Raw genomic sequence first — 13,789 nt, forward strand, 5'->3', positions numbered from 1 at the left:
TAAAGACACCATTCAATCTGCTATCCACGAAAACTCGATGATGACGATGAGCCCGGCCTTCTCCGCGAACGGCCGTGCCGAAGGGAGGATATAGGTGATGACCAAACGCGTTCTTTTTACCGGGGGCTCCGGCAAGGCCGGGCGTCATGCGGTTGCATGGCTTCTTAACGCCGGCTACCAGGTGCACAATATCGACCTCGTGCCGCTCGATCTGCCGGGCGTCACCAATCTCACGGTCGACATCACCGATTCGGGTCAGGTCTTTAACGCGCTCTCTATGCACACGGACTTTGCCGACCTAGAACACGGCAAGGGTGTTCAGCCGTTCGACGCGGTCGTGCATTTCGCGGCCGTTCCGCGCATTCTCATCCGGCCCGACAACGTCACCTTCCAGGCCAATGTGATGGGCACCTACAACGTCATCGAGGCGGCCGTGAAACTCGGGATCCGCAAGATCGTCATTGCCTCCAGCGAGACGACCTACGGCATCTGCTTCGCGGAAGGCCATCGCGATCCGCACTCTCTTCCCTTCGATGAAGATTACGATGTCAACCCGATGGACAGCTACGGCCTGTCCAAGGTCGTCAACGAAAAGACGGCGCGCGCCTTTGCCGAGCGAACCGGCGCCGACATCTATGCGCTGCGAATCGGCAATGTCATCGAACCGCACGAATATGACCGGTTCCCTGATTTCGTCGCTCGCCCCGAGACCCGTCTGCGCAATGCCTGGTGCTACATCGACGCCCGCGATCTCGGCCAGATCGTCCATCTGTGCCTTGAGAAGAGCGGCCTCGGCTACCAGGTCTTCAACGCCACGAACGACACCGTCACCGCCGATGTCACGACCCGCGCACTGGCCGAGCGCTTCTTCCCCGGCGTTCCCTTTCACCGGGATGTGGAGGGCGACGAGGCGCTGATTTCCAATCGCAAGATCCGTGAGGTCCTTGGTTTCAGGGAAGAGCATAACTGGCGGAAATATGTGAAGGTTTGAGGCGAGGGCGGTTTGGCCGCCTTTGGCTCGGAGGGCTGCAAGAAAATTCCCTGCAGGAAGTCGAATAGGCTTGTCATCCTCTTTTAAACTGAATAATAACGCGCACGTTCTCGTCCCTTGGGCGAGACGGTTAGGGGTATAGCTCAGTTGGTAGAGCGGCGGTCTCCAAAACCGCAGGTCGGGGGTTCGAGCCCCTCTGCCCCTGCCATTTCTCCTTCTGGCGCGCAGGTCGCGACGGCAGGAGGAAAAGTTGGCTTTCGTACAATTCCCTCTTGTGGAAGCGGACGAGGGTCGTTATGTAGACCCAAAACAGACACGCGGTGCGTGGGGCTGAGTACGTCGGCTTTACGCGCCGTATATGCGTGAGCAAATACAAGATGGCATCCAAGGCAAATCCATTCGCGTTTCTGCAGCAGGTTCGCTCCGAGACGTCGAAAGTAACGTGGCCCTCGCGCCGCGAGACGATGATCTCGACGGCTATGGTTCTCGCCATGGTGATTTTTGCCGCGCTGTTCTTCTTTGCTGCCGACCAGCTGATTGGCTGGCTCATCAGCTTCGTGCTGAGTGTTGGCAACTAATCTGCGGAGATAGACATGGCGGCACGTTGGTACATCGTCCACGCGTATTCGAATTTCGAGAAGAAGGTCGCGGAGGATATCGAGAATAAGGCTCGGCAGAAGGGTCTGACCCATCTGTTTGAAAAGATTCTCGTTCCGACCGAAAAGGTGGTTGAAGTGCGGCGCGGCCGCAAGGTCGACAGCGAACGCAAGTTCTTCCCCGGCTATGTGCTGGTGCGGGCGAACCTGACGGATGAGGCCTATCACCTGATCAAGAATACCCCGAAGGTTACCGGCTTCCTCGGTTCCGACAATAAGCCGGTTCCGATTCCGGATTTCGAGGCTGAGCGCATTCTGGGCCAGGTCCAGGAAGGTGTGGAGCGTCCGAAGTCGTCGGTATCTTTCGAAATCGGCGAGCAGGTTCGCGTCTCCGACGGTCCTTTCGCCTCGTTCAACGGTGTCGTCCAGGATGTGGACGAAGAGCGCTCGCGCCTCAAGGTCGAGGTTTCGATCTTCGGTCGCGCCACGCCGGTCGAGCTGGAATACGGTCAGGTCGAGAAGGTCTGATCGGTGAGGGGAGGGTAACCTCCCGGACCGCGTGGGAGGAAGGTGGCCTGAAGCCGGGTCGCTGGACCGTACCACGCAACCGCAGCCGCCAGCTGACGCTGGCATAATGGGCCGGGCAACCGGTCTGAAGTGAAAGGCAGAGAAATGGCTAAGAAAATTGCAGGCCAGCTCAAGCTGCAGGTCAAGGCAGGATCGGCAAACCCGTCCCCGCCGATTGGTCCTGCGCTCGGTCAGCGTGGCATCAACATCATGGAATTCTGCAAGGCGTTCAACGCCGCAACGCAGGAAATGGAAAAGGGTATGCCGATCCCGGTCGTCATTACCTACTACCAGGACAAGTCCTTCACCTTCATCATGAAGCAGCCTCCGGTCAGCTACTGGCTGAAGAAGGAAGCGAAGATCACCTCGGGTTCGAAGACCCCGGGCAAGGGCGCCAAGGCCGGCACCCTGACCAAGGCTCAGGTCAAGTCGATTGCCGAAGCCAAGATGAAGGATTTGAACGCCGCCGACATCGAAGGCGCAATGGCCATGATCGAGGGCTCTGCCCGCGCCATGGGCCTGGAAGTGGTAGGTTGATCATGGCTAAGCTCGCAAAGCGTCTTCAGAAGATCCGCGAAGGTGTCGACCCGACCAAGCTGGTTGGTCTTTCCGACGCGATCAAGGCCGTCAAGGAACGCGCCACCGCCAAGTTCGATGAGACCATCGAAATCGCGATGAATCTCGGGGTCGACCCGCGCCACGCTGACCAGATGGTCCGCGGCGTCGTCAACCTGCCGAACGGCACTGGCCGTGACGTTCGCGTCGCTGTCTTCGCTCGTGGCGCCAAGGCTGACGAAGCCAAGGCCGCTGGTGCCGACATCGTCGGTGCCGAAGAACTGGTCGAGATCGTCCAGGGCGGCAAGATCGATTTCGATCGTTGCATTGCCACCCCGGACATGATGCCGCTCGTCGGTCGCCTCGGTAAGGTTCTCGGCCCCCGTGGTATGATGCCGAACCCGAAGGTCGGCACGGTTACGATGGACGTCACGGGTGCCGTCAAGGCTTCCAAGGGCGGCGCCGTCGAGTTCCGCGTCGAGAAGGCCGGTATCGTGCACGCCGGTATCGGCAAGGCTTCCTTCGACGCCAAGGCGCTCGAAGAAAACATCAAAGCCTTTGCTGACGCTGTCATCAAGGCAAAGCCGACCGGTGCGAAGGGCAACTACGTCAAGCGCGTCGCCATTTCGTCGACCATGGGCGTCGGCGTGAAGGTCGACCCGTCGTCGGTCACGGCCTGATTTATTGCCGGGCTTCGGCCCGGTCGAAAGAATTCCCGGTCCTTCGGGGCCGGGAATGTCCGGTTTAAAACCCGGGCACTCCTGTCCGAGATTGCAGGTGGCCTACGGCCTTAATTCTTCCTGCATGAGACGGGTAAGAACGAATTTTGAAACGTCTGACGACGTGTTGATGTTCGGTTCGAGCCTTGTGTGCCTTGTGCCTGGTGCTTCGGTTCCAGAGCGAGGGGACAGGATCCTCAAGCGCCGCTTGGGATCTGACGTTGAGTTGATCCCTCGGGGCAAAAGGCAACCCGACAGGGCCAGGAGTTGGTCCTGTCAACTGGAGACAGACAGTGGAAAGAGCGGAAAAACGCGAATTCGTCACGGAGCTGAACGAAGTCTTTAAGGCTTCCGGTTCGGTTGTCGTGGCCCACTATGCTGGTGTCACAGTTGCGCAAATGAACGACTTCCGTTCGAAGATGCGCGCTGCTGGCGGCACCGTCAAAGTCGCGAAGAACCGTCTGGCCAAGATCGCTCTTCAGGGCACGGAGTCGGAAGGGATGTCGAATCTCTTCAAGGGCCAGACGCTGATTGCATACAGCGACGACCCGATCACGGCTCCCAAGGTCGTCATGGATTTCGCCAAGACCAACGACAAGATCGTTGTTCTCGGTGGTGCCATGGGCGCGACCACGCTGAACGCGGAAGCAGTCAAGTCGCTTGCGACCCTGCCTTCGCTGGACGAACTGCGTGCAAAGCTGCTGGGTATGATTCAGACCCCGGCAACCCGCATTGCAGGTGTCGTACAGGCGCCGGCTGGACAGCTGGCACGCGTTTTTGCGGCCTACGCAAAGAAGGACGAAGCCGCTTGAGGCGGTTTTTCGCTGTAACAACAAAACAGTTCGAACCGAACACGATAAGGAACTATCAAAATGGCTGATCTCGCTAAGATCGTAGAAGACCTCTCCTCGCTGACCGTCCTGGAAGCTGCTGAGCTGTCCAAGATGCTCGAAGAAAAGTGGGGCGTTTCCGCTGCTGCTCCGGTAGCTGTTGCTGCCGTTGCCGGTGGCGCTGGTGGCGCTGCTGCTGCTGCTGAAGAAGAAAAGACCGAATTCGACGTCATCCTCGTCGACGCCGGTGCAAACAAGATCAACGTCATCAAGGAAGTCCGCGGCATCACCGGCCTCGGCCTCAAGGAAGCCAAGGACCTCGTCGAAGGCGCTCCGAAGGCTGTCAAGGAAGGCGTATCCAAGGGCGAAGCTGCTGACCTCAAGAAGAAGCTTGAGGAAGCCGGCGCCAAGGTCGACGTCAAGTAATATCGGAATACGGCCGGGAGCGGATTTTGGTCCGCTCCCGACCTTCATTCCTCTGAAAGTCATTACCCAAAAGCCGGTGAAACGGCTTTTGGGTAATGGGTTCTTCAAGAGGATGGTCCTTCTTGCAGGCTCCCGACAATCCGGTCGGCCGCCCGCAACGACAGGACGAGATTGAACGATCCATGATCGACGGAGCCGCCTGGCCAGCGCGTTCCGTCCGTTGCAGGCCCGGTTGCAAATTACAAGGAGCGACGATGGCTCAGACCCTTTCGTTTAATGGTCGCAGGCGCGTACGCAAGTTTTTCGGAAAAATCCCAGAAGTAGCAGAGATGCCGAACCTCATCGAGGTTCAGAAGGCATCCTATGATCAGTTCCTCATGGTTGACGAGCCGAAGGGTGGCCGTCCCGACGAGGGGTTGAACGCGGTATTCAAGTCCGTCTTCCCGATCACCGACTTCTCCGGTGCGTCGATGCTGGAATTCGTTTCCTATGAATTCGAGCCGCCGAAGTTTGACGTGGACGAATGCCGCCAGCGCGACCTGACCTACGCGGCGCCGCTCAAGGTGACGCTGCGCCTCATCGTGTTCGATATTGACGAGGATACAGGCGCCCGCTCGATCAAGGACATCAAGGAACAGTCGGTCTACATGGGCGACATGCCGCTGATGACCAACAACGGTACCTTCATCGTCAACGGCACCGAACGCGTCATCGTTTCGCAGATGCACCGTTCGCCGGGCGTTTTCTTCGACCACGACAAGGGTAAGTCCCATTCGTCGGGCAAGCTGCTGTTTGCCGCCCGCGTGATCCCCTATCGCGGTTCCTGGCTCGACATCGAGTTCGACGCCAAGGATATCGTTCATGCCCGCATCGACCGCCGCCGCAAGATTCCGGTGACGTCGCTGCTGATGGCCCTCGGCATGGACGGCGAGGAAATCCTGTCGACCTTCTATTCGAAGTCGATCTATCAGCGTGACGGCGACGGCTGGCGCATTCCCTTCAATCCGGAAACGTTGAAGGGCAGCAAGGCCATTTCGGACATGATCGACGCCGATTCCGGCGAAGTCGTAGTCGAATCCGGCAAGAAGCTCACCCCGCGCCTTCTGCGTCAGCTTTCCGAGAAGGGCCTCAAGGCTCTGAAGGCATCTGACGAAGATCTCTACGGCAACTATCTCGCCGAAGACGTCGTCAACATGTCGACGGGTGAGATCTACATGGAAGCCGGCGACGAGATCGACGAGAAGTCGCTTCCCGCGCTCTTGGAAGCCGGTATCGACGAGCTTCCGGTTCTGGGCATCGACCACATCAACGTCGGCGCCTACATCCGCAATACGCTCGCCGCCGACAAGAACGAGAACCGTCAGGACGCTCTGTTTGATATCTACCGCGTCATGCGTCCTGGTGAGCCGCCGACCATGGAATCGGCCGAGGCCATGTTCCAGTCGCTGTTCTTCGACGCCGAACGCTACGACCTGTCGGCCGTCGGTCGCGTCAAGATGAACATGCGCCTTGACCTCGACGCAGAGGACACGGTCCGCACGCTGCGCAAGGACGACATCCTGGCAGTGGTCAAGATGCTTGTCGAGCTTCGTGACGGCAAGGGCGAGATCGACGACATCGACAACCTCGGCAACCGTCGTGTTCGCTCCGTCGGCGAACTGATGGAAAACCAGTACCGTCTCGGCCTGCTCCGCATGGAGCGCGCGATCAAGGAGCGCATGTCGTCGATCGAAATCGACACCGTCATGCCGCAGGACCTGATCAACGCCAAGCCGGCTGCCGCCGCCGTTCGCGAGTTCTTCGGCTCCTCGCAGCTGTCGCAGTTCATGGACCAGGTGAACCCGCTCTCGGAAATCACCCACAAGCGCCGTCTTTCGGCTCTTGGCCCGGGCGGTCTGACCCGCGAGCGCGCAGGCTTCGAAGTCCGCGACGTTCACCCGACCCACTACGGCCGTATCTGCCCGATCGAGACGCCGGAAGGCCCGAACATCGGTCTGATCAACTCGCTCGCCACCTTCGCCCGCGTCAACAAGTACGGCTTCATCGAAAGCCCGTACCGCAAGATCGTGGACGGCAAGGTCACGACCGACGTGATCTATCTCTCGGCGATGGAAGAGGCGAAGTACTACGTCGCCCAGGCCAATGCTGAGCTGAGCAGCAGTGGCGAATTCGTGGAAGAGTTCGTGGTCTGCCGTCACGCCGGCGACGTTATGCTTGCCCCGCGCGAAACCATCAACCTGATGGACGTTTCGCCGAAGCAGGTCGTCTCGGTCGCCGCGGCTCTGATCCCGTTCCTCGAAAACGACGACGCCAACCGCGCTCTGATGGGCTCGAACATGCAGCGTCAGGCCGTTCCTCTTGTTCGCGCCGAAGCTCCGTTCGTCGGCACCGGCATGGAGCCGGTCGTTGCCCGTGACTCCGGCGCTGCCATCGCGGCCCGTCGTGGCGGCGTGGTCGACCAGGTCGATGCGACCCGTATCGTTATCCGCGCCACGGAAGATCTCGATCCCTCCAAGTCGGGTGTCGACATCTACCGTCTGATGAAGTTCCAGCGTTCGAACCAGAACACCTGCATCAACCAGCGCCCGCTGGTGACGGTCGGTGACGTTCTGAACAAGGGCGACATCATCGCTGACGGTCCGTCGACGGACCTCGGTGACCTGGCCCTCGGCCGCAACGCGCTCGTCGCGTTCATGCCGTGGAACGGTTACAACTACGAAGACTCGATCCTGCTTTCCGAGCGCATCGTGTCCGACGACGTCTTCACCTCGATTCACATCGAGGAGTTCGAGGTCATGGCCCGCGACACCAAGCTCGGTCCGGAAGAAATCACGCGCGACATTCCGAACGTTTCGGAAGAAGCGCTGAAGAATCTGGACGAAGCCGGTATCGTCTACATCGGTGCGGAAGTTCAGCCGGGCGACATCCTGGTCGGCAAGATCACCCCGAAGGGCGAAAGCCCGATGACGCCTGAAGAAAAGCTTCTGCGCGCCATCTTCGGTGAAAAGGCCTCCGACGTCCGCGACACCTCCATGCGCATGCCTCCGGGCACGTTCGGTACCGTCGTCGAAGTTCGCGTCTTCAACCGCCACGGCGTTGAGAAGGACGAACGTGCGATGGCGATCGAGCGCGAGGAAATCGAACGTCTCGCCAAGGACCGCGACGACGAGCAGGCCATCCTCGACCGTAACGTCTACGGCCGTCTGATGGACATGCTGCGCGGCCAGGTATCGATCGCAGGTCCGAAGGGCTTCAAGAAGGGCGTCACGCTCTCCAACGAAGTCGTTTCGGAGTACCCGCGTTCGCAGTGGTGGATGTTCGCTGTCGAGGACGAGAAGGTTCAGTCGGAGCTGGAAGCCCTGCGCGGCCAGTACGACGAGTCGAAGTCGCGTCTCGAACAGCGCTTCATGGACAAGGTCGAAAAGGTCCAGCGTGGCGACGAAATGCCTCCGGGCGTCATGAAGATGGTCAAGGTCTTCGTCGCTGTGAAGCGCAAGATCCAACCGGGCGACAAGATGGCCGGCCGTCACGGCAACAAGGGTGTGGTTTCTCGCATCCTGCCGATCGAGGACATGCCGTTCCTCGAAGACGGTACCCATGTCGACGTGGTTCTGAACCCGCTCGGCGTGCCGTCGCGCATGAACGTCGGCCAGATCCTCGAGACCCATCTCGCCTGGGCTTGCGCCGGAATGGGCAAGCGCATTGGCCAGATGCTCGAGGAGTACAAGGCTTCGAACGATATCAAGCCGCTCCGCGCGGAGATCGAGGACATCTACTCCTCGGGCACCAATCCGGAGCAGGTCGAGAAGTTCGATGACGAGTCGATCGTGCGTCTTGCCGACGAAGCCAAGCGTGGCGTCTCGATCGCAACGCCGGTCTTCGACGGTGCGCACGAGCCTGATGTCGCCTCGATGCTGACGCGTGCGGGTCTCGATCCGTCGGGCCAGTCCGTCCTCTATGACGGCCGTACCGGCGAACCGTTCGACCGCAAGGTGACCGTTGGCTACATGTACATGATCAAGCTCAACCACCTCGTCGACGACAAGATCCACGCGCGTTCGATCGGTCCGTACTCTCTCGTCACCCAGCAGCCGCTCGGTGGTAAGGCGCAGTTCGGCGGTCAGCGCTTCGGGGAAATGGAAGTCTGGGCTCTCGAGGCTTACGGCGCAGCCTACACGCTGCAGGAAATGCTCACGGTCAAGTCGGACGACGTGGCCGGCCGTACCAAGGTCTACGAAGCGATCGTCCGTGGCGACGATACCTTCGAGGCGGGCATTCCGGAAAGCTTCAACGTTCTCGTCAAGGAAATGCGCTCGCTCGGTCTCAGCGTCGAACTGGAGAATTCCAAGCTCGATGCCGCAGGCGAGACGAGCCTGCCGGACGCGGCGGAGTGACGTTTTGACAACGCGTGCGCGGGGACCCTGCGCACGCTCCCTTTTCCGGTCTTTCGGTTGAATGCATCGGGGAAGGGGAGTTTTGCCGCATTTCGCGGTTAACTGTCATTCTAAGGCCTGCTGCGGCATCCCGGGATTTTGCCGCAACCAGAGCCAAGCGAGGGCGTTTCGCCCCATAAGGAGATAGGCATGAACCAAGAGGTCATGAACCTTTTCAACCCGCAGGTGCCGGCTCAGCACTTCGATTCCATCCGGATCTCTATCGCGAGCCCGGAAAAGATCCTGTCGTGGTCGTACGGCGAGATCAAGAAGCCGGAAACGATCAACTACCGCACCTTCAAGCCCGAGCGCGACGGCCTGTTCTGCGCCCGCATCTTTGGTCCCATCAAGGACTACGAATGCCTGTGCGGCAAGTACAAGCGCATGAAGTACAAGGGCATCATCTGCGAAAAGTGCGGCGTCGAAGTCACGCTGTCGCGCGTTCGCCGTGAGCGCATGGGGCACATCGAGCTCGCAGCGCCCGTTGCCCACATCTGGTTCCTGAAGTCGCTTCCTTCGCGCATCTCGACCCTGCTCGACATGACGCTGAAGGATGTCGAGCGCGTTCTCTACTTCGAGAACTACATCGTGACCGAGCCGGGCCTGACCTCGCTGAAAGAGCATCAGCTCCTTTCCGAGGAAGAGTACATGATGGCCGTCGACGAGTTCGGCGAGGACCAGTTTACCGCGATGATCGGTGCTGAAGCCATCTACGAGATGCTGGCCTCGATGAACCTCGACAAGATCGCTGGCGATCTGCGTTCCGAGCTTGCCGACACGACGTCGGATCTCAAGCAGAAGAAGCTGATGAAGCGCCTGAAGATCGTCGAGAACTTCATGGAATCCGGCAACCGTCCGGAATGGATGATCATGAAGGTCGTTCCGGTGATCCCGCCGGACCTGCGTCCGCTGGTTCCGCTCGATGGCGGCCGCTTCGCGACGTCGGACCTCAACGATCTCTATCGCCGCGTCATCAACCGTAACAACCGTCTGAAGCGCCTGATCGAACTCCGCGCTCCGGGCATCATCATCCGCAACGAAAAGCGCATGCTGCAGGAATCTGTGGACGCGCTGTTCGACAACGGCCGCCGTGGCCGCGTCATCACCGGCGCCAACAAGCGCCCGCTGAAGTCGCTGTCCGACATGCTCAAGGGCAAGCAGGGCCGCTTCCGCCAGAACCTTCTCGGCAAGCGCGTCGACTATTCCGGCCGTTCGGTCATCGTGACGGGTCCGGAACTGAAACTGCACCAGTGCGGCCTGCCGAAGAAGATGGCGCTCGAACTGTTCAAGCCGTTCATCTACGCCCGCCTCGACGCCAAGGGTTACTCCTCGACCGTCAAGCAGGCCAAGAAGCTGGTTGAAAAGGAAAAGCCGGAAGTCTGGGATATCCTCGACGAGGTCATCCGCGAGCATCCGGTTCTGCTGAACCGCGCGCCGACGCTGCACCGCCTGGGCATCCAGGCCTTCGAACCGATCCTGGTCGAAGGCAAGGCGATCCAGCTGCACCCGCTCGTCTGCACGGCCTTCAACGCCGACTTCGACGGTGACCAGATGGCCGTTCACGTGCCGCTGTCGCTTGAAGCCCAGCTCGAAGCCCGCGTCTTGATGATGTCGACCAACAACATCCTGCACCCGGCAAACGGCGCCCCGATCATCGTTCCGTCGCAGGACATGGTTCTCGGCCTGTACTACTTGTCGATCATGAACCAGAACGAGCCGGGCGAAGGCATGGTCTTCTCAGACCTCGGCGAACTGCACCACGCGCTGGAAAACAAGGTCGTCACCCTGCACGCCAAGATCAAGGGCCGCTTCAAGACCGTCGACGCCGACGGCAAGCCGGTTTCCAAGATTTATGAAACGACGCCGGGCCGCATGATCATCGGCGAACTTCTGCCGAAGAACGTCAACGTGCCGTTCGACATCTGCAACCAGGAAATGACCAAGAAGAACATCTCCAAGATGATCGACACGGTCTATCGTCACTGCGGTCAGAAGGACACGGTCATCTTCTGCGACCGGATCATGCAGCTGGGCTTCACCCACGCCTGCCGCGCCGGCATCTCGTTCGGCAAGGACGACATGATCATTCCGGAAACCAAGGTGAAGATCGTCGGTGACACCGAAGCGCTGGTGAAGGAATACGAGCAGCAGTACAACGACGGCCTGATCACCCAGGGCGAGAAGTACAACAAGGTCGTTGACGCCTGGGGCAAGGCCACCGAAAAGGTCGCCGAGGACATGATGGCCCGCATTAAGGCCGTCGAGTTCGACAAGGAGTCTGGTCGTCAAAAGCCGATGAACGCGATCTACATGATGTCGCACTCGGGCGCCCGCGGTTCTCCGAACCAGATGCGCCAGCTGGGCGGCATGCGCGGCCTCATGGCCAAGCCGTCGGGCGAAATCATCGAGACGCCGATCATCTCGAACTTCAAGGAAGGTCTGACCGTCAACGAGTACTTCAACTCGACCCACGGTGCCCGTAAGGGTCTGGCCGACACCGCCTTGAAGACCGCTAACTCGGGTTACCTGACCCGTCGTCTCGTCGACGTGGCGCAGGATTGCATCGTCAACATGGTCGACTGCGGCACCGACAAGGGCCTCACCATGACGGCGATCGTCGATGCCGGCCAGGTCGTTGCCTCCATCGGCGCCCGCGTTCTGGGTCGTACCGCGCTTGACGATATCGATCATCCGGTCACGGGTGAGCGCATTGTCGATGCTGGCAAGATGATCCTGGAAGCAGACGTCATCGAGATCGAAAAGGCTGGTATCCAGTCGATCCGCATCCGCTCGGCACTGACTTGCGAAGTCCAGACCGGCGTCTGCTCGGTCTGCTACGGTCGAGATCTGGCCCGTGGTACGCCTGTCAACATGGGCGAAGCCGTCGGCGTCATCGCGGCGCAGTCGATCGGCGAGCCGGGCACCCAGCTCACCATGCGTACCTTCCACCTTGGCGGTACGGCAAACGTGGTCGACCAGTCGTTCCTGGAAGCGTCGTACGAAGGCACGATCCAGATCAAGAACCGCAACCTGCTGCGCAACTCCGATGGCAACCTCATCGCCATGGGCCGCAGCATGGCCGTCACCATTCTCGACGAGCGTGGTGTTGAGCGGTCGTCGCAGCGCGTTGCCTACGGTTCGAAGGTGTTCGTGGACGATGGCGACAAGGTCAAGCGCGGCCAGCGTCTCGCCGAGTGGGACCCGTACACCCGTCCGATGATGACGGAAGTGGCCGGTGTCGTTCACTTCGAGGACGTTGTCGACGGTCTTTCGGTTCTCGAAGCGACCGACGAATCCACCGGTATCACCAAGCGTCAGGTTATCGACTGGCGTTCGACCCCGCGTGGTTCGGATCTGAAGCCGGCGATCGTCATCAAGGACGAAAGCGGTGCAGTGATGAAGCTGAGCCGCGGCGGCGAAGCCCGCTTCCTGCTCTCGGTCGACGCGATCCTGTCGGTCGAGCCGGGCACGAAGGTGTCGCAGGGTGACGTTCTCGCCCGTTCGCCGCTCGAAAGCGCCAAGACCAAAGACATCACCGGTGGTCTGCCGCGCGTTGCCGAACTGTTCGAAGCCCGTCGTCCGAAGGACCATGCCATCATCGCTGAGATCGATGGCACGATCCGCCTCGGCCGCGACTACAAGAACAAGCGTCGCGTCATCATCGAGCCTGCGGAAGACGGTGTTGAGCCGGTCGAGTACCTGATCCCGAAGGGCAAGCCCTTCCATCTTCAGGACGGCGACTACATCGAAAAGGGTGACTACATCCTCGACGGTAACCCGGCTCCGCACGACATCCTGGCGATCAAGGGCGTCGAGGCACTTGCCTCGTACCTGGTCAACGAAATCCAGGAAGTCTATCGACTGCAGGGCGTTGTGATCAACGACAAGCACATTGAGGTGATCGTTCGCCAGATGCTGCAAAAGGTCGAGATCACAGACAGCGGCGACAGCCAGTACATCGTCGGCGACAATGTCGATCGCATCGAACTGGACGAAGTCAACGAGCGTCTGGCTGAGGAAGGCAAGAAGCCGGCATATGGCGATCCGGTCCTTCTCGGCATCACCAAGGCCTCGCTGCAGACGCCGTCGTTCATCTCGGCCGCATCCTTCCAGGAAACCACCAAGGTTCTCACGGAAGCTGCGATCGCCGGCAAGATGGACACGCTGCAGGGTCTTAAGGAAAACGTCATCGTTGGCCGCCTCATCCCGGCTGGTACCGGCGGCACCATGACGCAGATCCGCCGCATCGCCACCTCGCGCGACGACCTCATCCTCGAGGAGCGCAAGAAGGGCAGCGGTGCTGATGTCGCTACCCCCATGCTGCAAAGCATGTCGGAACAGGCTCCGGCCGGCGAGTGATCTGAGGCTTGGCGATTAATCGCAGGCTGAAACTGACAAACTGCAGGCGTCCGGGTCTCCCGGGCGCCTTTTTTGCTTATCACCGACGGTTCTGGGCAGCCAAGGAACCGCCTGTGGCACGGGCTCGTTTCGAGCTCGATGTCGGACGTTGACCGTGAGGTGGCGCTTGCGACGCCGTCGAGCGGTTCTGGCGGCGCCGTAGCGACGGCAGAGGAGAGCGCCTTCGACGATGGGAACGGCGTCTCATACGGCGCTGGCTTGAAGCGCCCGGATGTCCGCTCCGGCAGCCTCTCGAATGTCAAGGCTTCTAGAA

Annotated in this window: 9 protein-coding genes and 1 tRNA gene; all 10 read left to right on the plus strand. The window is 60.1% G+C overall.

Annotated features, from left to right (window positions below; all coding sequences use genetic code 11):
* Window positions 1-97 precede the first annotated feature (97 nt).
* The 10 genes from J5J09_RS09125 to rpoC all read left to right on the plus strand — a co-directional run bounded on the left by J5J09_RS09125 (window position 98) and on the right by rpoC (window position 13,476).
* The gene (locus J5J09_RS09125; protein WP_208549327.1) at window positions 98-991 is read left to right on the plus strand and encodes an NAD(P)-dependent oxidoreductase; all 894 of its coding nucleotides are present in this window, start codon (window positions 98-100) and stop codon (window positions 989-991) included.
* 132 nt (window positions 992-1,123) lie between these two features.
* Window positions 1,124-1,199: transfer RNA gene (locus tag J5J09_RS09130), tRNA-Trp, on the plus strand.
* Between the two features lie 169 nt (window positions 1,200-1,368).
* Window positions 1,369-1,569, plus strand: a complete 201-nt coding sequence (gene secE / locus J5J09_RS09135; RefSeq protein WP_208549328.1) for a preprotein translocase subunit SecE — start codon at window positions 1,369-1,371, stop codon at window positions 1,567-1,569.
* Window positions 1,570-1,584: 15 nt separating this feature from the next.
* Window positions 1,585-2,115: a transcription termination/antitermination protein NusG gene (nusG, locus tag J5J09_RS09140; RefSeq protein WP_208549329.1), complete on the plus strand. Its 531-nt coding sequence runs from the start codon at window positions 1,585-1,587 to the stop codon at window positions 2,113-2,115.
* Window positions 2,116-2,259: 144 nt separating this feature from the next.
* Window positions 2,260-2,691, plus strand: a complete 432-nt coding sequence (gene rplK, locus J5J09_RS09145) for a 50S ribosomal protein L11 (RefSeq protein WP_208549330.1) — start codon at window positions 2,260-2,262, stop codon at window positions 2,689-2,691.
* A 2-nt stretch (window positions 2,692-2,693) separates the two neighbouring features.
* Window positions 2,694-3,389: a 50S ribosomal protein L1 gene (rplA, locus tag J5J09_RS09150; protein ID WP_208549333.1), complete on the plus strand. Its 696-nt coding sequence runs from the start codon at window positions 2,694-2,696 to the stop codon at window positions 3,387-3,389.
* A 332-nt stretch (window positions 3,390-3,721) separates the two neighbouring features.
* Window positions 3,722-4,240, plus strand: coding sequence for a 50S ribosomal protein L10 (gene rplJ, locus J5J09_RS09155; RefSeq protein WP_208549337.1), 519 nt, complete (start codon window positions 3,722-3,724; stop codon window positions 4,238-4,240).
* A gap of 60 nt (window positions 4,241-4,300) precedes the next feature.
* A complete protein-coding gene (gene rplL, locus J5J09_RS09160) occupies window positions 4,301-4,684 on the plus strand; it encodes a 50S ribosomal protein L7/L12 (RefSeq protein ID WP_208549340.1) in 384 nt (127 codons plus the stop codon).
* A 254-nt stretch (window positions 4,685-4,938) separates the two neighbouring features.
* Window positions 4,939-9,078, plus strand: coding sequence for a DNA-directed RNA polymerase subunit beta (rpoB, locus tag J5J09_RS09165; RefSeq protein WP_208549344.1), 4,140 nt, complete (start codon window positions 4,939-4,941; stop codon window positions 9,076-9,078).
* Between the two features lie 189 nt (window positions 9,079-9,267).
* Window positions 9,268-13,476, plus strand: coding sequence for a DNA-directed RNA polymerase subunit beta' (gene rpoC, locus J5J09_RS09170; protein ID WP_208549355.1), 4,209 nt, complete (start codon window positions 9,268-9,270; stop codon window positions 13,474-13,476).
* Window positions 13,477-13,789: the final 313 nt, after the last annotated feature.

Source organism: Ciceribacter sp. L1K22, from assembly GCF_017599385.1.
Classification (GTDB): domain Bacteria; phylum Pseudomonadota; class Alphaproteobacteria; order Rhizobiales; family Rhizobiaceae; genus Allorhizobium.

Excerpts from the sequence above, each read along its gene's own strand:
- J5J09_RS09125 (WP_208549327.1), top strand. The coding sequence starts at position 98 with ATGACCAAACGCGTTCTTTTTACCGGGGGCTCCGGCAAGGCCGGGCGT.
- secE (WP_208549328.1), top strand. The coding sequence starts at position 1,369 with ATGGCATCCAAGGCAAATCCATTCGCGTTTCTGCAGCAGGTTCGCTCC.
- nusG (WP_208549329.1), top strand. The coding sequence starts at position 1,585 with ATGGCGGCACGTTGGTACATCGTCCACGCGTATTCGAATTTCGAGAAG.
- rplK (WP_208549330.1), top strand. The coding sequence starts at position 2,260 with ATGGCTAAGAAAATTGCAGGCCAGCTCAAGCTGCAGGTCAAGGCAGGA.
- rplA (WP_208549333.1), top strand. The coding sequence starts at position 2,694 with ATGGCTAAGCTCGCAAAGCGTCTTCAGAAGATCCGCGAAGGTGTCGAC.
- rplL (WP_208549340.1), top strand. The coding sequence starts at position 4,301 with ATGGCTGATCTCGCTAAGATCGTAGAAGACCTCTCCTCGCTGACCGTC.
- rpoB (WP_208549344.1), top strand. The coding sequence starts at position 4,939 with ATGGCTCAGACCCTTTCGTTTAATGGTCGCAGGCGCGTACGCAAGTTT.
- rpoC (WP_208549355.1), top strand. The coding sequence starts at position 9,268 with ATGAACCAAGAGGTCATGAACCTTTTCAACCCGCAGGTGCCGGCTCAG.